The organism is Leisingera caerulea DSM 24564, from assembly GCF_000473325.1.
Lineage (GTDB): Bacteria > Pseudomonadota > Alphaproteobacteria > Rhodobacterales > Rhodobacteraceae > Leisingera > Leisingera caerulea.
In genome coordinates, this window is sequence record NZ_AXBI01000020.1 from 158,694 (window position 1) to 181,355 (window position 22,662).

Below are 22,662 nucleotides of genomic sequence, written 5' to 3' on the forward strand. Positions count from 1 at the left end.
CCGGGGTGGCCACCTGGAAACTGTGGACAACGTTGAACAGGAATTCGCGCGCTGCCCTGATTTGGTCATAATGCGAAAAACTGATGAAAGGCACAGCCATGAAGATTTTCCTGTTCCTCGCCAAATTCGGAACCATGATCGCCTATCTAATTTCAAAGTATGGCGACAAGGACGACAGCGCCGCCCCGGACGGCAATGATCATGACAATGGAGACCAGGGCGGCGGCGATCCGGGCCGGGGCGACGGCAGCTTTGAAAGCCGCGTTCCCGAAACCCCGGACGTTGACCCGGCCTCTATCAGCGGAGAGTACATCACCGGGACCTCGCAAGGCGAACGCCTCACCGGCGGTGCCGACGACGATGTGGTGATTGGCGGCGGCGGCCGGGACAAGATCATCACCGGGGGCGGCGATGATGTCGCCTGGGCTCTGGGCTCATCCGGGCTGACCGGCGTCTATACCCAAAGCGGCAATGACACTGTGGCCGCCTCGGTTCCGGGAAGCGGACAGGTCCATATCGGCACCGGAGATGGTGATGACCGGATCATTCTCGACATGACAAACGACTCCGGCCGCCAGGCATTCCACGTCTATACCGGGGCCGGTCAGGACCGGATCGAGTTTGAAAATCTTGCAGCGGTCAAGTCGCCCATCCTGGGCCGCATCGACGACTTCGACCCCTCTCGTGACACCCTTGTGTTCGAGGGTCAGGTTCTCGACCTGCATGACCTTCCTGACGGGATTGACGTCGTCTCCTACAATGGCCAGCAATGGCTCAGGTTTGAAGACAAGGCCATCTTTGCCCTTGAGGGCGCCCGGGAGGGCGGCACCGAACAGCACTTCACGCCAAATCCAGACGACATGTCGGCGCTTGAGGTGGTGCGCTACGCGGATCCACAGAACGCTGTCCCCCTTCACGAAGCGGATGGAGAGTCCGGCGCCTTCAACCGCATCGACGTGAACAGCACGCATGCCATGGGAACAAGCGGCGACGACTGGATGACGGACACGCAGGTCCATGGCTCCAACGCTTCCGGCGAACATGACCATGGCGGCTCAGGGAGCACTGAGGAAACCGCTTCGGTGCATTTCATGGCTGGCGCCGGCAACGATATCGTCGACGCAGGCAAGGGGGAGGATTCCATCTACGGGGGCCAGGGAAATGACTCGCTTGCAGGCGGTCTGGACGACGACCTCCTGTACGGCGAGGCCGGGAATGACCTCCTCTACGGCGGCACCGAGAATGACACGCTCGATGGCGGCTCGGGTGATGACCGGCTGTTCGGCGGCGCGGGCGATGATGTGCTGCGCGGCGGCAGCGGCCGGGATGAGATGACCGGCGGCGCGGGTCGGGATCAGTTCCTGATGGAAGATGGAGACCTGCAGAACTGGAACGATCTGATCGGCAGCCAGTCTGAGAAATACCTGCAGCTCGACATCATCGAGGACTTCCGCATCGGCGAAGACAAGATCGCCTTCAGTGAAGACCGCGGGATCACCCTTGAGGACCTTCGGGCCTACAAGGTCGAAGTCGAGGGGCGGGAGCTGTTCTGCATTGAGGTCCCTGAAACCGAGGAGCGTTTCCTGGTCAATGTGGCGGAGGCTGAAGACGGCAGCGAAGCTGATTGGACCGATCTCCTGGCGGAAGAAAACTTCGTCATGTAAGATATGCGAAAATTGATACGGATTTCAAAATGAACGTCTGGTATACGAAAGGGCTTTCCGTCACCGCACAGGCCATGAGGCTGGTGCGGGACGGGTTTGGCAGCAGCGCTTTCCTGATCGCCTCTCACGACAACCCGGCCGCACCGGTTCAAATGGCGGCCGACCATTTCCTGGTGGAACCTGAAGAGAGCGATGGTTACCCGGAATGGGTCTTGGAAAACGCCCAGGAAATGGATGTGGACCTGGTGATTGCACAGCGCTTTCCAGAGGCCATGTGGGCGTATCGGGATGCGTTCGAGAGCGCGGGCATCCGCCTGCACCTTCCAGCCGGTCCGGATGCGCTGCGGGTCCTCTGCCGGAAGGATCTGTTCTGCATGGATCTTGAAGGGCTGGGCCTGCCCGTGGCTGCGTTTGAAGTCTTCCGGTCCGGGCCTGAATTCGATGATGCGATGAGCATCATGAAGGAGGACGGCCTTGCCCCTGACGGGTTCTGCGTGAAGCCGGTTGAGGGGATCTACGGGTCCGGCTTCCGGATCCTCAAGGAAGAGGGTAGCGATCTGGACCGCCTCCTCCGCAACAGCTTCTTCGAGATGTCGACCCGCAGCTTCCGCCGCCTGCTCCCGGACGTCCCGGCCGGCGAAGACATGATGCTTATGCGCTTCCTGCCGGGCGTCGAACGTTCGGTTGATTTCCTCTCCAGAGACGGGGAGATGCTTGCCGGCGCTGCGCGGGTCAAGCAGGGCAGCACCCAGCATATCGAGATGGAGGGCGAGGCGCTTGAGCTGGCCCGAGCCCTGGCCCGGGAATATGGCCTGAACGGTATCTGCAATATGCAGACCCGCGAGGATGCCGATGGGCGGCAATTTATCCTCGAGGTCAATCCGCGGATGTCAGGCGGTCTGCCGATGACCAGCCTGTGCGGCCTCAACCTCCCGGCCTGGGATGTTGCCCTGGCGCTGGATCTGCGCCCCGCGGGGGAAATCCCTCAGCTGCCCGGCGGCCAGACCGTCTGCATGGAAGCCAGCCCGATCCTTCTTCCCTCATCGTCCGGCGGCCCTTGCTGATCGGAAAACTGGCGCTTCTGCGCACCTCTCCAGCGGCGGCCGGCTTGCAAGCTTGGCCGCCGTTCTCTTGAATTTCAGAACAGATCCTTATTATTCCATGCGTTTGCAGCTGAAGCATTGCGTAAATTTCACCTCATAGGGTGAATTGCATAGAGGCTCGATAAATCCCCAGGGCCGCTCAGCGGCGCGCCCGCATCTCTGACATGGCCGGGGTTGGCGTCCTGGTTTCTCATCGCGGCACGATCACTGAGCAGCGCCCTGCGGCCCTCAGAACCCGTCTGGCGGGCGAAGGGGATCGAAAAACTATCGGGCATATTACTCAGTCCGATAATATGGGACAGGGAAGGCTTTGACCGTTTATCGAGCAAGGCTCCATCAGCCCATGGAGCCGCCCGACAGCCCAATCAGAGGGTCGTGTGAAAAGCGGTTTTGCGAAAAACTATATTGCATCCCAGCCCTCAAGCACGCTAATCTGAATGCGAAAAAGAAAGGGTATCACATGTACACTCGTCTTCGCGCCGCGCTCCTCGCACTCCCCTTGGTACTGGCAGCGGGCAGCGCCCAGGCTGAGGCCGGCATCGCGGATGTTTCGGCGTGGTTCAACAGCTGGAGCACCCTGAGCTCCCCATTCGTTCAGGTGAACGATGATGGCACCACCTCCAAGGGCATGCTCTACATGAAGCGCCCTGGCAAGATGCGCATCGACTATGAAGACCAGGATGCCAAGCTGATCGTGGGAGCCGGATCGATTGCGATCTACGATGGCACGCGCCGGTCGCGCCCGCCCGAGGTCTATCCCCTGAAGCGCACTCCGCTCTGGCAAATCCTCCGCCCGGCTGTCGATCTGACCAAGAGCTCTTCGGTGCGCCGCGTCACCCGCGCCAAGGGCGGGCTGATCAGTGTGCGCGTGTACGACCCGAAACATCCTGAAGCCGGAGAGCTTGATCTTCACTTCGCCGACCGGAAAGGAAACGCCTTCCTCACCGGTTGGACCTCCTACCCCCAGTCCGGGGAAGTCGTGAAGGTCCGGCTGACCGCCCCTCGCATCGGGGTCAGCCTGAAAAACTCGCTCTTCAGCCGTCACTGACCGCATACCGAACCGGAGATCTGCCATGCTCCCCGCCCCCGCCACTCAATCCGCTCGACTGAACCGCAGTGAGCAGCAGATCCAGCCCGGCAGCTGGTGGCGTCTCACCGACCCGGCGCACAGCATCATGAAGAACCCCTGGCAAGCCGGGGCTGGCCTGCCGGATCACGGGCTTGTCCTTCTGGTGGAGGAGGTCCGCGTCATTGACGGGGATCTGCATACCATCGTCCTGCATGCGCATCCTGGCTGGAGCAGCCGGGATGGGGTGAAGGTCCTGGCCGCCGACTTCCTGGCCGCTTTCGCGCATGAGCCCGAGGGGGAAGCGCTGCGCGCCGCGGAAATGGCTTTGCTGATGGACCGGATCTCCGAAATGGGTAAGGCCGTCTCGAACATCCCCGCAGATCACCTGCTTCTTCAGGATGCGAAAACCGAAGCCAATGAACAGGCCGCATCCCCTGCCCCGGCGGCGGGCACGGGAACAGTTCCGGCTGTGCTTCTGCCGGGCGGCGATGTGACCGCGGCCCAGATGCGGCTGGAGCAGGAAATCAGCATCATGCGTCTGCGGCAGAACTGGATCGAGGCGCGCCAGTCGGAAATGAAAGACGGCTGGAAGCTGGTGACCGGCTATCAGACCGAGCGCGCCGCGGCCTCCATGGCGGCGATTTCCGCGCGCACCGCGCAGGTCTCCTCCATGCTGGAGAAGGTCCACTCGATGAGCCTCTGGCTGGGCGAGGGTGTCACCACTGAGGTGCTCGTGGAGGGCGTGTCGGCCGATGCGGATCAGCCGCTCCACCTCATGCAGCGGATGCTCTACCTGGACGAAGAAATTCACACCCACTCGATGCTCGAAACCGGCTTCACGGCGGACAATATGAGCGACCTGGGCTCCCTTTTGGAACAGAACCCGGCGCTGGTGGAGCGCATGCTTCCGCACCCCCGCTCCGTGGTCATCACCCGGGTTCGCCGCAATTCGCGCGAGATGCCCTTCCCGGAGTCCTGGGAGGAAATCTTCGCCCAGATCGAGAAGAAGGAAGCCGATAAGCTCATCCAGGTCCTCATCCGCGACGGCGGCCGGGTCCTGATGATCACCGCGGATGCGGAGACCTCCAAGGCCGAGCGCCTCTTCCCGTCCCGCGCTGAGATCGACGGGATCTTTACCCAGAACGACGGCTACGACTGGAACAGCCGCGCATACAAGATGCGCTCGATCACCCCGCATGACATCGAGTATTCGGACAAGCGCTCCGAGCATGACAAGCGCGCGTTGTTCTACCGCCGTTTCCTGCTGATCCTGTGGGGTGCTCAGGAGCGCGAACAGGTGTTCGGGCCTTTCATTCCGGCAGGCAGCAACTGGCTGGAGGCCACCGTACACAATGAATACTTCCGCTTCGTCCATGATGAGGAGGATGTGCTCGGTGACGGCCGGCCGGACGTGCTGTCCTGGATCGCCGCCCGCAATGCCAGGATTGCACCTGGCTCTCAGGTGCTTGTGCAGGGCATGCGCGCAATGAACATCGAAAGCGCCCCGACTTGCTTCAAGCAGGAGAGCTGCGAGTCCCGGCCGCACAGGCTCTTTGAGCCGGTGAACGACTTCGACCTGGTGCAGGCGCAACGCTCAGCAGCAAGCCTGATTGCCCGGCTGCCCTGCGTGAAGCCGTTTGACCGTGACGCCAAACCCGTACAAAAACCGCTGCTCCTATGCGCTCCTGATAATCGGACCCCGGAAGAAGGCATTCTGTGTCTGGATGAGGTGACCGTCGCTGATCTGCGCTACTACATCGCCTCGCGCGTCAACCGGGAAAGCTATCTGAAGTGGCTGGGCCTCTTCCAGGCAGCTCTCCCCATCGTGGAGGCGCTGGAGGCCGCACAGCGTGCGCTGGCGGATGCGGCGATCGAAACCCGGCTGGTGAAGGAAGCGGATCGCGGTCTTGCGATGCTGGCGGCCCGCGCTCAGCTGCAAGCGATGCGCAGCCCGGCGATCACCGAAGCTGCCGCTCTGAAAACCGCGCGGATGGTCGAGCGCCTGCGCGCCGGGCCGCCGAAGGGTATGCCGGAGAGCGAGGTAATCACCCTTGACCATCTGGGGACATGGCGTGCGATCTGCCAGGATGAACGCATCCTGGACTCCGGTCTGCCAGTGCCGCTGCTGCGGCAGGTGAACTGCGGCAAGTCGGGGAAGGCCGTGGCGCGCAAGGAACAGCTGACCTCCTATTCGATGTCCCTCCCGTTGGGCCAGGTGATCGTGCAGGACAACCGCAAGCCGGACCGCATCGAGGAAATCTGGGAGCACTCGGCGCCCGGCCTGCGCGCGCCCAAGGACTGGATGACGGTTGAAAAATTCCTGGATGGCGAGCAGGACTGGCTGATCGAGAAGTTCTTCAAGACCTGGTCCCGGCCCGGCAGCTATGACTTGGAGCGGATCTTCCATCAGAGCGCACAGATCTCCCTGGAGCCCAAGCGCCAGTACGATCCCGCCGTCATTCTGCGGCCGCAGGTGGTACTTGGCGCCGCCATGGCCCCCAAGGCATCATTTGGTCATGCCAATGATTTCGCTGGCTTTGTGATCGTTGCGAATGCGGATCCCTGCGCGGCTGCGGTTCGCAGCCATGGCGAAGCCCATCTGGAGCGCTACGCGCATAGCGTCTTCGTCAACGGGGCTGCCAACTATGAGGACCTGCTTACGAAAGCCAGGAAGGCCAAGACCCTCTTCACCTTGTCGGCAATCCCGGTATCCGATGCGCTGCCCCTGTGCGCCCATATGACCGGAGATGCCACCGAGCGGCCGCACCCGGTCCTGCGCCCTCGTTCTGTGGAAATCACAGGCTGGCAATCAGGTGACCGGAAAACCCTCGAGCTGACCACTTTTGAGGAATTGCTGACCTGGCATGATATCCGGTCCGGCGTGTCAAAGGAGCTGGGGGAGCGGCTGACAGAGGCCACCCCGAGGGCGCGCCGCTTCATCGCGCCGGCGGCCGAAGCGTTCCTGGAAGCCTCGGGCTTCTAAATCCCCGCAATCAGGAGATAGACCATGTATGACAACCTCGGAGATAATCCTGTTTTCCGTGTAAACGGGATCAGCCTGGAACGGATGCGTCACGCGATGAAGCTGGCGTCCGGCTTCCCGGCTCATGGCTACAAGATCGACAAGGAGCGCGGCTGGCTGGTCTTCATGAAATACAGCAGCGCACCAGACATGACCGCCTTTCCGGTTCCGCTGGAAGCGGACCGGTGCGCCGAGATCGCCTTCGACTGGCTGCAGGCGCAGACTTACCCGGCGCAGCCAGACCACGATGGCGACAACAAGGAAGGCTGGCTGCTTTGGAATGACGGGTGGGGGCAGGTCGATGGCCACGGCTACCATTCGTTCGCCGCCGTGCGCCCGACATGGATCATGTTCGGGAAGTGAACCCGGGAACCTCCGGAGCCGAATGAGGAAATCGAGCGGTTCGTGTTCGGCTTCCTTATTGCTGACAAGTTTCGCTGTAGAAGTCGCGGGAGAGTCCGCCCCCTGATTATCGGCGGCCATGCATTCATTTAACGCACCAACGGATATGGAGCCCATCCATGAGCGAACTTGGAGACCAGCTTGAGCTGGAACGCCAGAGAATCTTCTTCCGCCGCTTTGCGATCCTGGTGGATCAACGGGGCGACATTAAGCCGCCGGATGACCGGAAGTTCATCTCTGAAATGATCGAGAAGATCACTGCCGCCAAGGGGAATTTTGCCCCGAGCATCGAAGAATTCACTAAGGCCAGCGTCATCGAGGACAGCCTCAAGAAAGCCGATAGGGACTACACGGCTCTCACGGAGCGCTACCTGGCTGAGGCGGAACCGATCATCAAGAATGGCGTGCTGCCGTCAGGCCGCCTGAGCGCTCTCATTGAGCTGGTCGATGCCGCCGCAGAGAAGCCGTTAAGCCCGCAGCAAGTCGATCTTCTGCAGTACCTCATCCTTGAAGCGAAGTGGATCAAAGGTGAAGACCTCGACGAATGAAGGTCATCCAGGCCGCTCCTGAAATCGATGAGGGGATGCAATGATTGCATCCCCTCTCGTCGGTAGGATGCCCTTGCGGGCGCCGGTCATTGCCGTTTCTGCCGATAAATCTAATCCGCCGGCAGAGGGCTGTCAAATTGGAAGTCCGATTTTCTTTTTCACATGCACACTGGTGCGGCTCCACCGCTTGCTGCAGGCCGCCTCGTGCGCAGAACAACTCCGCCATTGACGCTCGCCATCGGAAGAGTTTTGCGAATTTTGCAAGTTCGTTTATCGATTTTCGACGCCCTGCCCTACGCTCTGACGGCAAAGAACGCCCGCAACGATGCAAGGAGTCGGATTATGGCGGATTTCAAACCAATCCTCTTCAAGGCCCCCGAGCCGGTCGGCTTGAGCCGCGACGCCATTGAAGCGCTGGCGGAAGGTGTCACCGCCAAGATGAATGTGGACTACGACGACTTTTACTGGTTCGAGAACCTGATCAAGAACATGGGCGGCCGGATTGATGTGGCGACCGGCAGCGCTTCGGGTCTGATGATCGAAGTCTTGGGAAGCGGCGACTTCACGCTGTACAGGTCCCCCTTGGGGAGCCTCACCAATGATCGGGCTCTCCTTGCCACAAGTCTGGGTCACTACGTCCTGCACGCACCGGCTGCTCTTGAGAGCGACCCGAGCTATGGGATGCGCTCGCCCAGCCACCCTGATCATCCGCACGCGCCGCCGCGGGAGGCACGCTATGAGGCGATTGAGTTCGCCGCCGGTTTGCTGATGCCTGCAGCGGCGTTCAGCGCGACTTGGGAGGAAGGCGGGCCTGCTGCCTGCCAGAAGAAATTCAAGACCCTGAAATCCTGGACGATGGCCCGCGCCCGGCGCCTTAACCTGTCCGCAGATACTGCCGAGCCGGAAATGGCGCCATGAGCGAGCGGATCTACCATGGGTCGACCCAATTGTTTGACCGTTTCTCGCTTCGTGATGCGGGCCGCCTGAGCGGCGCGAGCAATGGCGCGCTTGGCGTCTGGGTCACACCGGAGATTGGAATTGCCTCCGCCTTCACACGAGATGGCTCGGGTTCTGCCCAGGATGTCGTTGGCTATGTTTACGAGCTGGCCGCGCCCGAAGGTGAAATCGCCCGGCTGCCCTTGAAGTGGCTGCTCGAGCAGCACGACATTGCGCAAGGCATTGCAGAGGATCACGGCATTGATGCTGTAATCGCCCATTACGACCGGATCCGCCGGGACTACCTCGCCAAAGGCTACGGGCAAATCTGGATCATGGAGCGGGATGGCAGCGCCCCGACGCACATCTATCTGGATCCGGAAAGCGTTGAGATCAGCCAAACCTTCGAAATTGATCATGATGGCGTGGTGTCGCCGCTTACGGACCGCAACGAAGCGGAACCCGAGCTATCGATCTGACAGGGATGCGAATATGGAACTTTTGGACGGCAAAACCGAAGTGATGTTCTCATTCTTCGAAGTTATTGAAGAAGGCTCATCTACCTACAGGACGCGGGAGCATGCCATGGATGCGGTCGTGCCGGCGTCTTATCTCGTTGAAATGGCCCGGCGGCACTCCATCACCGATCTCAAGATGATCGAAGATGGCACACGGTATTTCGAAAGGGAAGTTACCGCAGGTCCTCCCGCAGCGACCGGGAAAAAGAGGCTGAAACGCCTGATGATTACCGAGGTGGAAGGGCGCAGGCCCGAGCCGCAGGATTACCTTCGGCTGGCGGAAATGATTGGACTCGATCGGGGGCAGGAGCTGCTTGACAGCATGCGCCTGGCGGAAGCCGATGCAATCTATGCGGCCGCTGATTTCGGACCTTGGAAGGTCGAGGGCTTCTCCGACTGGCAGGACAGCGGCGCGGATGCCTTCGAGGGATATGTCGCCCTGAAAGACCGGACTGGCGCGACAAGGAACATGGATATCCGCATCACCTTCAAAGAGGGGTCCAGCATGTCGCTGCGCGGCGCATTGGAGTTCGAGCTTCCCCCTGGTCCGGATGGGCGCAGCCTGTCTTCGGCGGATGCCCGCAATGCCATCGGCCGCATGCCCGAGGATATGGCCCTGGACCGGGCTGGTCTCGAAGAGCTCTACAGCCAGGGCGAATGCCATGTCTTTGCGGCGGCCTGCCACCTGACGCATGGCGGCGATTTCCTGGTCGCCTACGATCAGGAGAAGATCCACTTCGAGACGGAAGACGATGAAATCTATGAGGTCCTGCATGTCTTTGCCCGCCTGGAAGGGCCGCAAGGACCTGTCCTGCGGGACATCTTTGGGGATCGTCCGGATGATGAGGCGGCGCTCGCCGATGAGGTGGCGGATCGCTTCGGAACGTCCTCACGTGATGTGACCTTTGAGGCTGTTGATGCGCACGAGCTGCTGGCCATGATTGACGATGAGGAGGCGTTCCTGGCCGACGCACTGAGCATCGATCCGCCAGAGAGCGTCATGGACCACGATGAACGCCCGCTCCAGCGGGTGTTCCCTTCGGATCTCGCCAATGCGCTTGCTCTTGAGGATGTGACCGCGGCGCCTGGTGTGCGGGCTGAGCCGATGGCTGTATCCGAACCGGAGGCGCCAGGTTTCTGAGCCGCCTCGACATGCTGATCTGAAAAGGAGACCCCAATGGGCCGCATGAATTACGAAACGCTTCTTGATAAACTGGAGACTGCGAAAAGCGGCAGCATTGATCTCGATGAGATGATCTGGGCCGCCCTGGGGAAGCATGACTGGCCGCTGCCGCACTACGATGAAGACACCTTCTGGAAGTGCCGCAATGAGAGCGACCGGGCGGCGCGCATGTCGACCGATGCCAGCTCGATCGGGAAATGGCTGGAGAATGAATGGCCGGACCATCGCATCGAAACGGTCTTCACGGAAGGCCGGGCCCGGATCGACGTCACCATCCGCGTCTCTGAAACCCTGGTCAAAAACCGGTTCCGCGGCCCGCTCGCCCTGAGCGATATGGCGCGCGGCTTCGCGATCGCGGCGATCGGCGCGCATGCAATGGCGGAATCCCTTCAGCAGAAGATCTGGAAGCACAACATCGAGGCGGTCAGGAAGAAACTGGCGCCCTGGGAGAAGTGGGATATCGTCAAGGTCGGCGATTACCATCACGCGGTGGATCACAAGAACCGCCTTCTGGGCTCCGGCGTCGGCCAGGCCAGCAAAGTTCACGACTGCAAACACCGGATCGGTGCCCTTGATGTCCTGGTCCGCATGCGCGAGCGCTATGAGGAGGTGTTTGCGGATCCGGAGCCCGACAACCGCTCGACCTCTGACGGCCCTGGCCTGTGAGCACGATGTGGCTGCCATTGCCGGACATTGCCCGGCACGCGAACCCGCTTCTCGATCCACCCTGGCCGGATTTGCTGGTGTGCGTCGATGAGCGGATGATGAAGGAGGCGTACTGCGACCTGATTGCCGGAAGAGCGGACCCGGATGCCTTCTGCCGCCCTCTGTCCGACCAGCAGTTTCCTGGATGGAAGGTGCCACGCCGGCCGGGTTGCCTGGCTGGCCATGAACGGATGGCCGGATACGATCTCGATCGACGCCACAGACCTCACCCGCGGCCTCTGGCCGGTCACCGATGGAAATCACCGCCTGGCAGCCGCGCTGCTGCGCGGTGACACGCATATCGAAGCGGAGATCGGCGGCTTTGAAATCGACATCCTGGCGCATTTCGGGGATGAGGCTGCGTGGGCGGTTTTCGACTCTGAGGCATGCACCGATGACGCGCTCTACGGAATGACCTGTTAGACAGGCCCTCCTCTTCTCCGCGAGCTATGGCCCCTGGTGCTGATCCCGATGGTTGTGCCGGGTGCGTGAAGCTGTCAGCATGCTCATCGTTATGAGAAACCGTTTTGCAATAAGCGCAGCTGGCTATCTGATAGATGCTGAAAATCTGACCACGGCGAACCGCGGTCAGGAGGGCCCATATACCTGTCCGGGCTGCGGCGCCGCGATGATTACGGCAATGGGCGCAGTCATGCGGCCGCATTTTCGCCATGCCGCAGGCAGCATCTGCGCGCGGGAGACATATCTGCACGGGGCCGCCAAGGTTGCCTTCAAGACCGCCTTCGACCGTGCCCTGTCCGAAGGGAGGCCGTACCTTGTCAGGCGGGAGGGGCGGAAGATTTGCGGCAATTCGATCGGGAAGCCTGACGGGCCATGCATTCTCGGACCCGCGGTCCAGGAGCACGACCTGACGCGCTGGTTCCAGAGCGCCTCGCTCGAGGCGGGCATTCAGGGCTTTGTGGCCGATGTGCTTCAGGAGGGGAAGCAGGGCCAGATGCTGATCGAGATTGCCGTCTCCCACCGGTGCAGCCCGGAAAAGATCGCCTCTGGCCTGCGTATCATTGAAGCGGATATCTTTGGCGATGGCGACATCCTGCGGCTGATGAAGGGTCTCGCTCTGAACTGCAATCAGCCGGGAGGCTTTGTGCCGGCCCGCAGCTACGGCATCAAGGCCATTGCGGATCAGGAGACCAGCGGCTGCGGAAGAGGCTGCCAAATTCAGGGAATCCGTTTCGCCGTTACGCGCGCGGGCAAGCTCATCTCGAAGCCCGGCTGGTACCGCACGCTTTGCAGCTGGCCGTCCTTCCCTGTCCTGGGGCGCCTCGACAGTTTCGGGCCGTCCGCTGGGAGAAGGCATGCCCGGGACCTCTCTGAAGTCGCGGCCTTCTTCCGGTACCGCAAGAAGATCGATGTGAAGTCCTGCCTGCTCTGCAGCAGGCACATCATGCGGGACAATGAGGATGATGCGGGTCCGGTTTACTGCTTTGAGCGCGGGAAAGCCCAGAGGCACACCGAGGCCGCGGCCTGCCCGGATTTCGCCCCCTACCCCGATGATGCCGCACGGCTTCGGGCCTTGGCCCGGGATATGCGTCATGGGGAGGGCAGCTGGGGGGAGGATGACTCGCTGCTCGAATGATGGCGCCTGCCAGATGCCGGATACGCCAGTGCCGAATGCTATCAATTTTTGGCATCCGCTGCATTCGGGGCACTTGCGCAAAGCCAAGTCACAGCTTAGTTTTTTCGCAATTCTGATTGAAAATCATTGAAACTTGCAATTTGCGATGGGGGACTCGGATGGGTCAGGAGTTTGAGGCGCGCGATGATCACTTTGTGATCGATGATATCTCCATGTTCACTTGGGGTAATTACATCAGCCTCGTCGGTGAAGATGGACGTGATCCGAACTTCAATATTTTGGCAAATGATGATCTCCCGGAAGAGAGCGGCACCTTCCGCATCGGGATTAGCAATGTCAGCATAAACGGCGAAACACCTGAAGACTACTACCATCATGGTAGCCCGCCACATTCGTACAGCTACGTCCATGTCACTCACGGCTTGGCCGAAGACATGGACGAGTTCCCAATGCCGGATGCGCTGACAATGCTTGAGCTTTGGAGCGGTGCAGTCGATGGCAGGTTCGTTCATGAATTCGATCAGTCGCTTGCCAGCACTTTTGAGGTAACGAGTTCTCTGAATTTCAGACTTGAGTTCGATTATTCAGTCGAAAATGATGACTTCTCGTCCTTTGCCCATGTGACCATTGACGTCGATCTGAGCAATGCGGACCCTGTTCCTGATCCGAATATCGCGGCTGAATTTTTTACGACCGGCGATGGCGTGTTTTCGCTTGTGGAAGCCTACGGGGAACTCCCTCAAGGTGTTTGGTTCGAACCGTTCAGGTTGTCCGTTTCAGGTCAATCGGCTCCGAGCGATTACGATTGGGAGTTCGACCCTGAAACGGGAAACGTGACCATTGATCCAAGCCAGTTCGCACATATCGCGCCTGGCGAGACTCTTGAACTGACACTGACGTATTACATTAATGATCCTGTCCGATATTCCGTTCGCGAGGTCAGCATTACGGTCACCGGCCGGGCGCCCGACATCCATTCGGGCGACGATGGCATTGCCGAAGGCACTGACGACGGCGAGGACGTCTATGGCGGCGAAGGCGATGACACCATCTCCGCGGGCGGCGGCGACGATGATGTGTCAGCGGGGAACGGGTCCGATGTCCTGGACGGCGGTGAAGGCGCGGACAGTCTTGACGGCGGCGCCGGCAATGACACGCTCTCCGGCGGCGACGGGGATGACCGGCTTGAAGGTGGCGAGGGCAACGACGTTCTGGAGGGCGGTGAAGGTCTTGATACCTACGTCCTGGCGCCGGGATCCGGGGAAGACCGGATCATCGATGACGGCGGCGTCATCGAGATGCTTGCAGACATCCCGGACGAATACCTGCTGATGACCCTTTACGAGGTGAACGGCAAGACGGAGCTGCACATCGATCTTCTGGACGAGGATGGCAACAAGACCGGCGACCGGCTGATCATCGAGAACTTCAACAACACCAGCGGCGGGCCGTCCGGGGGCAGTATCATTGACTGGGTAATCACCCCTCCTGGTGGAGGCGACCAGCCGATGCCGCCACCCAATCGGGTTTATATCGTTGACCCTGACCTGGGTGGCGATCTGGTGATCGGGCCAGGCCCGAAACCGAACCCGGACCCGGGCGGAACTCCTGTTCCGCGCCCCTCGGTGGATGTCACAATCATCGACTTCGATGCCTCGGACCTGCGCTTCATGCGGGATGCCGACAGTCCTGACGACCTGATGGTCTATTTCCGGGATCGGCCGGACATCTCGCTTCGCGTCGAAGAGCACTTCGATGAGGACGGTGCAACCATCCCGGCCGTGAAGGGGATCAAATTCCATGACGGCGAGACGCTCTCTCTGGAGAGCGACCTGCTCCTTGAGGGCACAGAAGAAGACGAGGTGATCCGGGCCTCTTATCATGAAGATCTGCTGATCGGCGGCGGCGGGGACGATGTGTTCCAAGGAACCGGAATGGAGCTCCATTGGGACCGGGTGGCTGATATTTCAGGGCGAGACGCTATCGAGGTGATCGATCTGTCATTCACGTATGAGAGCGTCACCATCTCAGAAGAGGGGCAGCTACTGATTGACGCGGATCTTGACGGGTTCCTCGATGTAGAAATGAGGCTTGACGGTTATCTCGGCCAGGAACTGGTAGTTACCGAGATTGAAGGCGGCGGGACCCGGATAGAGTTTATCCCCCTCCCCCCATCGCTTTCTGGGGATAGCATTGCCGTCGCAGGTGGTGCTCGAATTGACCTGACGCGGATTTTCGACATCGAAGATTCCGAGGATCAAATCTCCCACATCGAAGTACGTGCCTCATTGCACGGGGTAGATTTGTCGGACCTGACGCGCGAAAAGTATGATGCATTGGATTGGGGTGAAGGCGCCCCTACATATGATGACTTTCTGAACTCTCTTCAGACTTTCCAAATTACCAATAACGGCGTGACGTTGAGTACGGAGCCGACAGTCCTGACTGTGGATGAGTTCAAGGATTTCGAATTCGTCAACATTGGTCACTGGCTGAACCCTGGAACCTATGATGAAGAAAAGTGGGCGATCAACTACAAAGATCAGCCATTTTCAAGTTACCTCGCCTTCGATGCAAGAATTACCGATAGAGATGGAAACACTTCCGACTGGGCGAATGCCGCAGTTTTTACGGACGAGTATTCTATCAACAAGGAAGACCATAAAAAGCTCGACGTAGGCGGGTTTAAGGACGTCAATAGCATCTTTTCAATTCTTGTGTCCGGACCGTTAGGCGAGATCTCCAAACTGATCCCTGATCACGAGATCGAATATGCCGATAAATTCCTGAAGGCAGTCTTCAAGCATACTGGAGACTTGACGACTTCTATTGGGGGGATCCTTGATGTCGCCTCCGCAGCGCAGCTGCGTGCGGAGCGCCCAGACAAGACTGACCGCCAACATTTCAGCGAAAAATGGGCGATGATTACCGAGTCCGTAATCGGTTTGATCTCGACGGTTGCATCCTCTGCCCTTGCAGCTACGGGAATTGGCGTTGTCGGAGCAGTCATTGTCAACGTTGCCATTGGCACCTTCAACTTGCTCCTGGGTAAATCAAAATTCGTTGAATACCTTATGAACAAGGTATTTGAAAACCGTCACAATGAAGATCCAACCGATTTCCCTTCGGAAATCGCAGCCCCTGAATTCGTTGATATCCTCAATGAGGTTGCTGATGAGGCGAAAGAGGCTGGCGAAACGCAAACAAAGGTTATGGCGGAAGATGACAACTTCCGTCCAGAACATGCAGTGGTTTCTGAAGAAAATCTTTTCACCATGAGCGATGAGCAGCTCAATGACCTCTCCAATTACAAGAAGATACTACTGATTGGCGATCTCGATTTGCGGGAAGCTGGGCCCGGACAACTCATTGTGCGTAGCCGGACCCCAAATGGACCGAGCGTCACTCTGGAGGATTTTGCTCAAGAGGACGTTGAGCAGTTCACCTCCATAGGCGAATATACTGAGTACAGAATGGAGAACAGATCACCGCGTGATCAGTGGGAAATCTGGGTCCGTGCCGCAGACAATCAAGCGGACTACGAAGCGCGCGACCACGACGATCTCCTGATCGGCAGCCGCGGCGATGACCACATGACTCTGCGCGGCGGGAATGATGAGGTCTACGGCGCCGAGGGCGGCGACAGCTTCGTGATCGACGGAACGGGCACCGCGGAAAGCGATAGCTTCCGGTTTGTCGACCTGAACTTCGACGAAGGCGATCGCATCACCCTCCGGGGCTTCGGAACCGAACATGTCATTGGTTCGCGGGAGGAGCTGCAGATCTTCATTGACGCCGGTTATGCGGAGGCAATTGACTGGGAGGATGAGAGCGGGGACATCGATGTCACCTTCAGGGGTCTCGATGAGAACCTGTCCGACCTGCCGCCGGATGAGGTCGTTGACCCAGATCCAGTTGACCCCGACCCGGTGGACCCGGACCCTGTTGACCCGGTGGACCCCGTCGATCCCGTGGACCCGGACCCTGTTGATCCGGTCGATCCCGTCGATCCGGTTGACCCCGACCCGGTCGATCCCATCGATCCGGATCCGGTTGACCCGGACCCCGTCGACCCGGTCGAGCCGATCACCGGCGGTGATGATGGCGGCCTGATCTCCGGGACGGACGGCGATGACCGCATCATCGGCGGCACCGGGCATGACGCGGCCATGGGCGGCGCCGGGAATGACGAGATCGATACCGGTGACGGCTATGACCTGGTGCGCGGAGGGAACGGCGACGACTCCATCGCCGGCGGCCGGGGCTTTGACCACCTGTTCGGCGATGATGGCGCAGACTTGCTCCAGGGCGGTGAGGGTATCGACCGGCTGTCCGGCGGAACCGGCAATGACACCCTGCACGGCGGCTCCGGCCACGACTGGCTGGACGGCGGGTCCGGGAACGACAGCATGTCCGGCGGCTCCGGCTGGGATCAGCTCTTCGGCGGATCCGGAAACGACATCCTGGATGGCGGGGCCTACAACGACCTTCTCGTGGGCGGCACTGGCAATGATCGCCTCCTGGGAGGCACCGGCCGGGATTTGCTGCAAGGCGGAGAGGGTAATGACACCCTCGATGGAGGCGCTGGCAATGACAGGATGTCCGGCGGCGCCGGGGCGGATACCTTCATGTTCCAGGAAGGCTCCGGCAGCGATACGGTTTACGGGTTCGATATCCAAGAAGACCTGCTGCAGTTCTCCGGCAGCCCGGATGGCTATGAAGGTCTCCGGATTGCCAGCGGCACCGGCGGGATCACGGTTTCCGGGTTTGACGATGCGGGCAGCGAGATCTTCCTGTCCGGTGTCCACCTGATCGATGAGGACCGGTTCATCTTCACCTGATCGAGTTGGCCATGCGGGTGTAATATCCCGCATGGCCGCCGGGTACTCCGGAGTACCCCGGCTTGGAGTACCGGCGCCATGCGAGAGGCCGGACAGTCCGCTTCCGGCTATTTCGCGCCGCGGCGCCCAAGACGAGGCCGGGAGAAATCCCAGAGGGCGTCCTCTGCATCCTGGACGACCGTATTTGGAACGCCATCGGCCGGGGCCTGCAGCTCAACACGCAGCACATGGTCCTCCGGCAAGCACCAGCGGCGCAGGTGCAGCGCATAGGTCGCGTCACTGGCCCGCTGCAGGTGCTCCCTGAGCCGGTCCGCGATCTTCAGCGAGCTTCCGACGTAGATCGTGCGCCCTTGATGCTCTGGAATAAGCCGCGGCAGGCTGTAGCTCACATTTGGCTGCACCCGCCCGAATTCGGCAAGCAAGGCATCCGCCCCGGCCTGGGTGGCCGCCGAGATCCTGTAGATGGCGCGCCCGTAAACCTCGACATGTTCCGAGCTTCGAAGCCACTTTTGGATCGCCCCCCTGCCAAGCCCGGCCTTCAATTCCCGCATCGTAAAGTCCCGGGACACAATGGGCCCGAACCGGGCATGCGGCAGCGCTTCCGCGCGCGCCCGAAGAGCATCCCCGCCCTGGCGCAAAATATCTTGATTTATCATATGGAAAACTCCGATGCTGGCGAACCCGGACCCTATAGTCCGAGCGCAGAATGCGGAAGGGGTATTCCAAAGTATCCTCGATAGGAGTACGGTACTCCTTGATGGAGTACCAAGGAGCACTCATGGCTGAAACTCTTTTCGTTCCCCGCCCTGCAGTTGCTGAAGGCATCGCGGCTCTGCTGAACCCGGACCCTCTCTTCGGGGAGATCTCCGGGTTGTTCCTGGCCGCGCCGCGGCGGACCGGGAAAAGCACCTTCCTGCGCCGGGATCTGCTGCCGCTCCTTGAAGACCGGGGCATGCTGCCGCTTTATGTCGACCTTTGGGCGGACAAGGGCACCGACCCCGGAAAGCTGATCACCGCCAGGATCGCCCGCGCGCTGGAGGAGCACGACGGTCTGATCGCCAAAATCCGGCGCAAGACCCCTTTCAGCGCCATTGGCGCTCTGGGCTTCCGGGTTGATCTGAAATCCTCCGGGACATGGGAGGGCACCATCCCGGATGCGCTCTCTCTCCTGATGGAAGCGACCGGCCAGGATGTCGCGGTGATTATCGACGAAGCTCAGCACAGCCTGGTTTCAGACGAGGGGCGCAATGCGATGTATGCGCTGAAAGCGGCTCGCGATGCGATCAACCAATCCCGGATGCCTGGCCACCTCTACCTGATCATGACCGGCTCTCACCGGGACAAGCTGTCTGCCCTGGTCCATGATCACCAGGCGCCCTTCTTCGGCGCCTCAATCCGGGATTTCCCGCCCCTGGGTCCGGAATACACCCAGGCCATTACCGATCATCTGAACAGCCGGCTCTCCGAGACTGCCAGGCTGGACGCTTCGGTGATCGAAGCTGCCTTTGACAAGCTTGGGCGGCGCCCGGAGCGTCTGAATGCCTGCCTGCGCGACCTGTTCCTCGACGTTGATTTCGGGGAGGCGGCGCTGGAGCGGCTAGTCGACGCCCGGATTGCCGCGGCCAAGGCGCAGCTCCTCTCCGAGATCGCATCCCTGTCTCCGCTGCAGCAGGGCATCCTGAAGCTGATGGCAGAGCAAGGGATCGACTTCGCCCCATTTTCCGAACCCTCACGCGAACGTCTGGGAACACCCGAAAATCCCGCAAGCAAGGGCGGCATCCAGAAAGCCCTGGAAGCGCTGCGCGACAAGGGTCTGATCTGGCGTCCCGGAATCGGCCAATATGTCCTGGAAAGTGCCGAGCTGGCGCTCGCCCTGCAGGGCAGCTGAAGGGCCTGTCTGCCCTGCAGCTGCCGGACAGGGGCTATTCAGGCGGGAGCGAGATCGCTGCTGGCTTCAAGCTCCTTGATCCCGCGGCTGATCCGGAAGGCCGAAATAAGCTCGCGGGCCATATCCCGCACTTCGACCGCCGAGATCCCGGAAAGTTCCGGCCTGCCGAGGTCGATCACCGGGATGCCCGTTGAGTTGGCGAGCCGGATGGCCTGACCGGTGCCGCCGCCCGCTTTGCCGCCTGGCGTCCAGCAGATCACGACGTTCGTCGGGATCCGGAAATCCTCACCGAAGATCTGGTTGCCGTTCCGGGACATGAGCTTCAACGTGTAGTGCCGCTTGTCATTGGGGTTGTTGGGATCCGGGGTCAAAGCTTCCGGGAAGGCGTGGAAGTTCCGGGCCAGACGCTCGAAGACCGGGCTGCTCTTCACAATTCCATCCGGGATATGCGCCTTCGCTTTGGGCAGGAAGATCTCCATTCCGCCAGCATCGACTTCCCGGGCCCCATTCCAGAAGGCGCTGTCCGCACCCACCGCCCCGCCGGACCGAAGGCGTGCGCCATCCTCGGTCATGAGGGCGCCAATCTCGCTCATCAGCTTCTGAACCCCCGCGGGAGTTTTTCGGGAGCCGACCCCGGCAAAGAAGACCGGATCGTGAAAGCCATCCATCTGCTCATGCGACACCTCGATCTCCACACCCGCCTCAATGGCGCGGTGCAGGTAGATGCGCATCATCTGCTGAACACGCCGCGCGTCCAGGCCGCCATTCCCGCAGCCAGGCATCGACATGGCCACGGACCGGTACCCGCGATCGCTGTCGGCCAGCAGACGGTTCATGTAGACGAGCCCGGAGCCGATCCAGTCATAGCGTGAGGCCGCGCACCAGTTCTGCTTTGTGGCGAGGTTCAGCACCGTCTGCCTGTCGTTCACCTTGATCAGCTGGAAGGTTCCCGGCTGCAGCCGGGTGTCCGAGCAGGCCTGCTTGTAGGGGGCCATTATTTTCGGGAAAGCCTTCTTCATGTCGAGCGCAAGCCCCTTCCCCATCACCCCGACGGTGTTCACCGTGTTGACCAGGACGTCTCTTTGCGAATTTTGGATTTTCAGGTTTGGTGTACAGATGAGCATGAAGTGTTCCTTTCAGGCCCCCATTCTCCGTTTTTCGCAAGAAAACCGCCACATCTCCCGGAATCAGACGTGCGGGCACACGAGCTGCAGGGGTTTGGTTCCAAACAATTTTAACTAATTTTCGAGGGTTGCTGAAATGTTACGCCTAAAATGCAATTTAACTCGCGCTCCTTGATCCTCCGGTTGAATGGTTGTCTGAAGCGCTCGCCGATATGGCATGATCGAAACCGCGGGAGCTTCATATGTCGCCGAGCCGAAAGGATGATACGCTCGCCCCCCTTCTCGAGGGGGTCGCCCGCGGGAACCGCAAGGATTTCCGGGAGCTTTATGATCGGACCCGGCGGTTCGTGTTCACCCGGATTCTGAGGCTGATCGGCGATCAATCTGAAGCGGAAGAGCTCCTCCAGGAGACCTACGTCCGCATTTGGAAGAATGCATCCAGCTTCGACCGCTCGCGCGGCCGTGCAATTACCTGGATTTCCGCCCTGGCCCGCAATCTCACGATCAACCGGATCCGGTCGGCGGCATTCCGTGCGTCTACCCTGCAACAACCCATTGAATTTGAGAAAGACATTATCGACCAGGGTACCGACGTTGAGTTATCGATGATCAATGTCCAGCGCGATGCTGAAATTTCCAAACAGGTGCAGTCGCTGCGCCCCCAGTATAGGCAAGTCCTGGAGATGAGCTATGTCCAGGGGCTCACCTATCCGGAAATATCCGAGACGTTAGGTATTCCGGTCAATACCTTGAAGACTTGGATCAGGCGCGCGATCATTGAAGTGCGTAACGGTATTGAGGGTGACCAGGAATGATCTCTGATATCAAGATCATCGAGAGCCTGCTCGGACTGGACAATCCGGACGAGCGGGCACAGCTCCTCAATGACATCGTCAAGGAGCCGAAGTACCGCGACTTCTATTTGAGATGCGCGGAGATCCTGGACGCGGCTTTTCCAATCGAGCCCACGCACTTGGAAGATGTTCCTGATCCTGAAGATGTACTCAGAAGAATAGAAGAACGAATAGATGCCGGGGATTTCAAAGAGCCCCCAATTGATACAGAACAGAAATCTTGAAGACCGCATATCTCTACGCCAGGCGCACTCTTTTCTTGCGTTCCCGTAGAGAAAACACGGGATGCTTTATGCTACCGGCGGCTGCATGCCTATCCCAATGAAGAGCACAGGCGCCCCTTCGCTGACAACCGGGGCTCGCGTCTTGACAGTCGGCTGACACGTCCAAGTCCACGCGAACGTAGCGAAATCATTACGCTTCTGTAGAGATACCACCGGCGCTCCCCCTCTATTCCCGCTTCACCAGCGGCGAATGACGAATTCCTCTCGGCTGAATCCGGCGCGGGCAGGCCTTTTAGGCTTGCAACAGAAATCCTATGTGATTTTCTTGATCACCCTAATCCCCCCAAATATGGGGGGAGGAAAACAACAGGATGAGGGTTTATGAGGGCCAGCATTTTGATTGGAGCAAACCATGAGCCAGCCGGCAGAGCCATCGATCAGCAAGCTACTTGCCGAAACCGGCCAGGGTTCGCGAAGCGCCTTGCGCGAACTCTACAGGCTGACCAGCCCGGAGCTCTACGGCCGGATCCTGACCATTCTCCGCGACCCTCAAGCCAGCAGGGATGTGCTAGAAGACACCTACCTTCGCGTCTGGCAGACCGCGCATCTCTTTGATCCGGAAGATCATGGGGCGAAAGCGATGCTCAACACCTTGGCCCGGACACGGGCCGTGAATCGCCTCCGCGAGGACAAGACGCTCCGCACAGTTGCGCGCGGGACGCAACATCGCGCATTGGCGGAAACTCTCCGACAAGAAGAGAGCGGGAAGCAGGAACCCGCCGGACAGGATTTCATCCGGGAGGTCTCTTCTTGCATCGACGGTATGGGTCAGGAATATCGTGAAATTATGTGCTTGGCGTATACGCGTGCGCTGGAGTATGCGGAGATTTCCAATGTGACCGGGTTCACACAAGACCAGGTCAAATCGAAGATCCGTGAAGCGCTTGAAGTGCTTCGCGATACCCTCCGCAAGTGAGGGCCAAG

19 protein-coding genes are annotated in these 22,662 nt (G+C 60.0%); 17 read left to right on the top strand and 2 right to left on the bottom strand.

Going from position 1 to position 22,662, the window contains the following annotated elements:
• Positions 1 to 98 precede the first annotated feature (98 nt).
• The 13 genes from CAER_RS0104170 (at position 99) to CAER_RS30600 (ending at position 17,588) form a co-directional block, all read left to right on the top strand.
• The gene (locus tag CAER_RS0104170; RefSeq protein WP_161631061.1) at positions 99 to 1,664 is read left to right on the top strand and encodes a calcium-binding protein; all 1,566 of its coding nucleotides are present in this window, start codon (positions 99 to 101) and stop codon (positions 1,662 to 1,664) included.
• Between the two features lie 29 nt (positions 1,665 to 1,693).
• Entirely contained in the window at positions 1,694 to 2,728 is a 1,035-nt protein-coding gene (locus tag CAER_RS27440; protein WP_051357688.1) for an ATP-grasp domain-containing protein, read from the top strand.
• Between the two features lie 499 nt (positions 2,729 to 3,227).
• Positions 3,228 to 3,815, top strand: a complete 588-nt coding sequence (locus tag CAER_RS27445; protein ID WP_161631062.1) for a LolA family protein — start codon at positions 3,228 to 3,230, stop codon at positions 3,813 to 3,815.
• Positions 3,816 to 3,840: 25 nt separating this feature from the next.
• The gene (locus tag CAER_RS0104185) at positions 3,841 to 6,819 is read left to right on the top strand and encodes a hypothetical protein (protein ID WP_027234216.1); all 2,979 of its coding nucleotides are present in this window, start codon (positions 3,841 to 3,843) and stop codon (positions 6,817 to 6,819) included.
• Positions 6,820 to 6,843: 24 nt separating this feature from the next.
• Positions 6,844 to 7,221, top strand: coding sequence for a hypothetical protein (locus CAER_RS0104190; RefSeq protein WP_027234217.1), 378 nt, complete (start codon positions 6,844 to 6,846; stop codon positions 7,219 to 7,221).
• A 158-nt stretch (positions 7,222 to 7,379) separates the two neighbouring features.
• On the top strand, positions 7,380 to 7,808 hold the full coding sequence (locus CAER_RS0104195) for a hypothetical protein (protein WP_027234218.1): 429 nt from the start codon (positions 7,380 to 7,382) through the stop codon (positions 7,806 to 7,808).
• Between the two features lie 225 nt (positions 7,809 to 8,033).
• Entirely contained in the window at positions 8,034 to 8,726 is a 693-nt protein-coding gene (locus tag CAER_RS0104200) for a M78 family metallopeptidase domain-containing protein (protein ID WP_161631063.1), read from the top strand.
• Positions 8,723 to 9,223: a hypothetical protein gene (locus tag CAER_RS0104205; RefSeq protein ID WP_027234220.1), complete on the top strand. Its 501-nt coding sequence runs from the start codon at positions 8,723 to 8,725 to the stop codon at positions 9,221 to 9,223. The genes CAER_RS0104200 and CAER_RS0104205 overlap by 4 nt, the downstream gene beginning before the upstream one ends.
• A 13-nt stretch (positions 9,224 to 9,236) precedes the next feature.
• The gene (locus tag CAER_RS0104210) at positions 9,237 to 10,403 is read left to right on the top strand and encodes a hypothetical protein (protein WP_027234221.1); all 1,167 of its coding nucleotides are present in this window, start codon (positions 9,237 to 9,239) and stop codon (positions 10,401 to 10,403) included.
• A gap of 36 nt (positions 10,404 to 10,439) precedes the next feature.
• On the top strand, positions 10,440 to 11,111 hold the full coding sequence (locus CAER_RS0104215) for a hypothetical protein (protein WP_027234222.1): 672 nt from the start codon (positions 10,440 to 10,442) through the stop codon (positions 11,109 to 11,111).
• Positions 11,112 to 11,333: 222 nt separating this feature from the next.
• A complete protein-coding gene (locus CAER_RS0104220) occupies positions 11,334 to 11,573 on the top strand; it encodes a hypothetical protein (RefSeq protein WP_154667653.1) in 240 nt (79 codons plus the stop codon).
• 91 nt (positions 11,574 to 11,664) lie between these two features.
• Positions 11,665 to 12,747 carry a competence protein CoiA family protein gene (locus CAER_RS0104225; protein ID WP_027234224.1) on the top strand — a complete coding sequence of 361 codons (1,083 nt, stop codon included), beginning with the start codon at positions 11,665 to 11,667 and terminating at the stop codon, positions 12,745 to 12,747.
• A 158-nt stretch (positions 12,748 to 12,905) separates the two neighbouring features.
• On the top strand, positions 12,906 to 17,588 hold the full coding sequence (locus CAER_RS30600; protein ID WP_027234225.1) for a calcium-binding protein: 4,683 nt from the start codon (positions 12,906 to 12,908) through the stop codon (positions 17,586 to 17,588).
• A gap of 107 nt (positions 17,589 to 17,695) precedes the next feature.
• Here the strand turns inward: CAER_RS30600 and CAER_RS0104235 are convergent, their stop codons facing one another.
• Entirely contained in the window at positions 17,696 to 18,244 is a 549-nt protein-coding gene (locus CAER_RS0104235) for a hypothetical protein (protein ID WP_209320185.1), read from the bottom strand.
• Between the two features lie 122 nt (positions 18,245 to 18,366).
• Between CAER_RS0104235 and CAER_RS0104240 the strand changes: the two genes are divergently transcribed.
• Positions 18,367 to 19,476 carry an ATP-binding protein gene (locus CAER_RS0104240; protein WP_027234227.1) on the top strand — a complete coding sequence of 370 codons (1,110 nt, stop codon included), beginning with the start codon at positions 18,367 to 18,369 and terminating at the stop codon, positions 19,474 to 19,476.
• A 38-nt stretch (positions 19,477 to 19,514) separates the two neighbouring features.
• Here CAER_RS0104240 and CAER_RS28790 read toward each other — a convergent pair whose 3' ends face one another.
• Positions 19,515 to 20,600: a macro domain-containing protein gene (locus CAER_RS28790; RefSeq protein WP_051357690.1), complete on the bottom strand. Its 1,086-nt coding sequence runs from the start codon at positions 20,598 to 20,600 to the stop codon at positions 19,515 to 19,517.
• Positions 20,601 to 20,842: 242 nt separating this feature from the next.
• Between CAER_RS28790 and CAER_RS0104250 the strand changes: the two genes are divergently transcribed.
• From CAER_RS0104250 to CAER_RS0104260, 3 genes are all read left to right on the top strand, one after another.
• The gene (locus CAER_RS0104250) at positions 20,843 to 21,415 is read left to right on the top strand and encodes an RNA polymerase sigma factor (RefSeq protein WP_027234228.1); all 573 of its coding nucleotides are present in this window, start codon (positions 20,843 to 20,845) and stop codon (positions 21,413 to 21,415) included.
• Positions 21,412 to 21,678: a hypothetical protein gene (locus CAER_RS0104255; protein ID WP_027234229.1), complete on the top strand. Its 267-nt coding sequence runs from the start codon at positions 21,412 to 21,414 to the stop codon at positions 21,676 to 21,678. The genes CAER_RS0104250 and CAER_RS0104255 overlap by 4 nt, the downstream gene beginning before the upstream one ends.
• Positions 21,679 to 22,090: 412 nt before the next feature.
• Entirely contained in the window at positions 22,091 to 22,654 is a 564-nt protein-coding gene (locus tag CAER_RS0104260; protein WP_027234230.1) for a sigma-70 family RNA polymerase sigma factor, read from the top strand.
• The last annotated feature ends 8 nt before the right edge of the window (positions 22,655 to 22,662 follow it).

What these genes read in the sequence shown, in the direction of transcription:
- CAER_RS27445 (WP_161631062.1), top strand. Translation starts at nt 3,228, where the DNA reads ATGTACACTCGTCTTCGCGCCGCGCTCCTCGCACTCCCCTTGGTACTG.
- CAER_RS27440 (WP_051357688.1), top strand. Translation starts at nt 1,694, where the DNA reads ATGAACGTCTGGTATACGAAAGGGCTTTCCGTCACCGCACAGGCCATG.
- CAER_RS0104220 (WP_154667653.1), top strand. Translation starts at nt 11,334, where the DNA reads ATGAACGGATGGCCGGATACGATCTCGATCGACGCCACAGACCTCACC.
- CAER_RS0104170 (WP_161631061.1), top strand. Translation starts at nt 99, where the DNA reads ATGAAGATTTTCCTGTTCCTCGCCAAATTCGGAACCATGATCGCCTAT.
- CAER_RS28790 (WP_051357690.1), bottom strand. Translation starts at nt 20,600, where the DNA reads ATGCTCATCTGTACACCAAACCTGAAAATCCAAAATTCGCAAAGAGAC.
- CAER_RS30600 (WP_027234225.1), top strand. Translation starts at nt 12,906, where the DNA reads ATGGGTCAGGAGTTTGAGGCGCGCGATGATCACTTTGTGATCGATGAT.
- CAER_RS0104235 (WP_209320185.1), bottom strand. Translation starts at nt 18,244, where the DNA reads ATGATAAATCAAGATATTTTGCGCCAGGGCGGGGATGCTCTTCGGGCG.
- CAER_RS0104190 (WP_027234217.1), top strand. Translation starts at nt 6,844, where the DNA reads ATGTATGACAACCTCGGAGATAATCCTGTTTTCCGTGTAAACGGGATC.
- CAER_RS0104215 (WP_027234222.1), top strand. Translation starts at nt 10,440, where the DNA reads ATGGGCCGCATGAATTACGAAACGCTTCTTGATAAACTGGAGACTGCG.
- CAER_RS0104240 (WP_027234227.1), top strand. Translation starts at nt 18,367, where the DNA reads ATGGCTGAAACTCTTTTCGTTCCCCGCCCTGCAGTTGCTGAAGGCATC.
- CAER_RS0104205 (WP_027234220.1), top strand. Translation starts at nt 8,723, where the DNA reads ATGAGCGAGCGGATCTACCATGGGTCGACCCAATTGTTTGACCGTTTC.
- CAER_RS0104210 (WP_027234221.1), top strand. Translation starts at nt 9,237, where the DNA reads ATGGAACTTTTGGACGGCAAAACCGAAGTGATGTTCTCATTCTTCGAA.
- CAER_RS0104195 (WP_027234218.1), top strand. Translation starts at nt 7,380, where the DNA reads ATGAGCGAACTTGGAGACCAGCTTGAGCTGGAACGCCAGAGAATCTTC.
- CAER_RS0104185 (WP_027234216.1), top strand. Translation starts at nt 3,841, where the DNA reads ATGCTCCCCGCCCCCGCCACTCAATCCGCTCGACTGAACCGCAGTGAG.
- CAER_RS0104250 (WP_027234228.1), top strand. Translation starts at nt 20,843, where the DNA reads ATGTCGCCGAGCCGAAAGGATGATACGCTCGCCCCCCTTCTCGAGGGG.
- CAER_RS0104260 (WP_027234230.1), top strand. Translation starts at nt 22,091, where the DNA reads ATGAGCCAGCCGGCAGAGCCATCGATCAGCAAGCTACTTGCCGAAACC.
- CAER_RS0104255 (WP_027234229.1), top strand. Translation starts at nt 21,412, where the DNA reads ATGATCTCTGATATCAAGATCATCGAGAGCCTGCTCGGACTGGACAAT.
- CAER_RS0104225 (WP_027234224.1), top strand. Translation starts at nt 11,665, where the DNA reads ATGAGAAACCGTTTTGCAATAAGCGCAGCTGGCTATCTGATAGATGCT.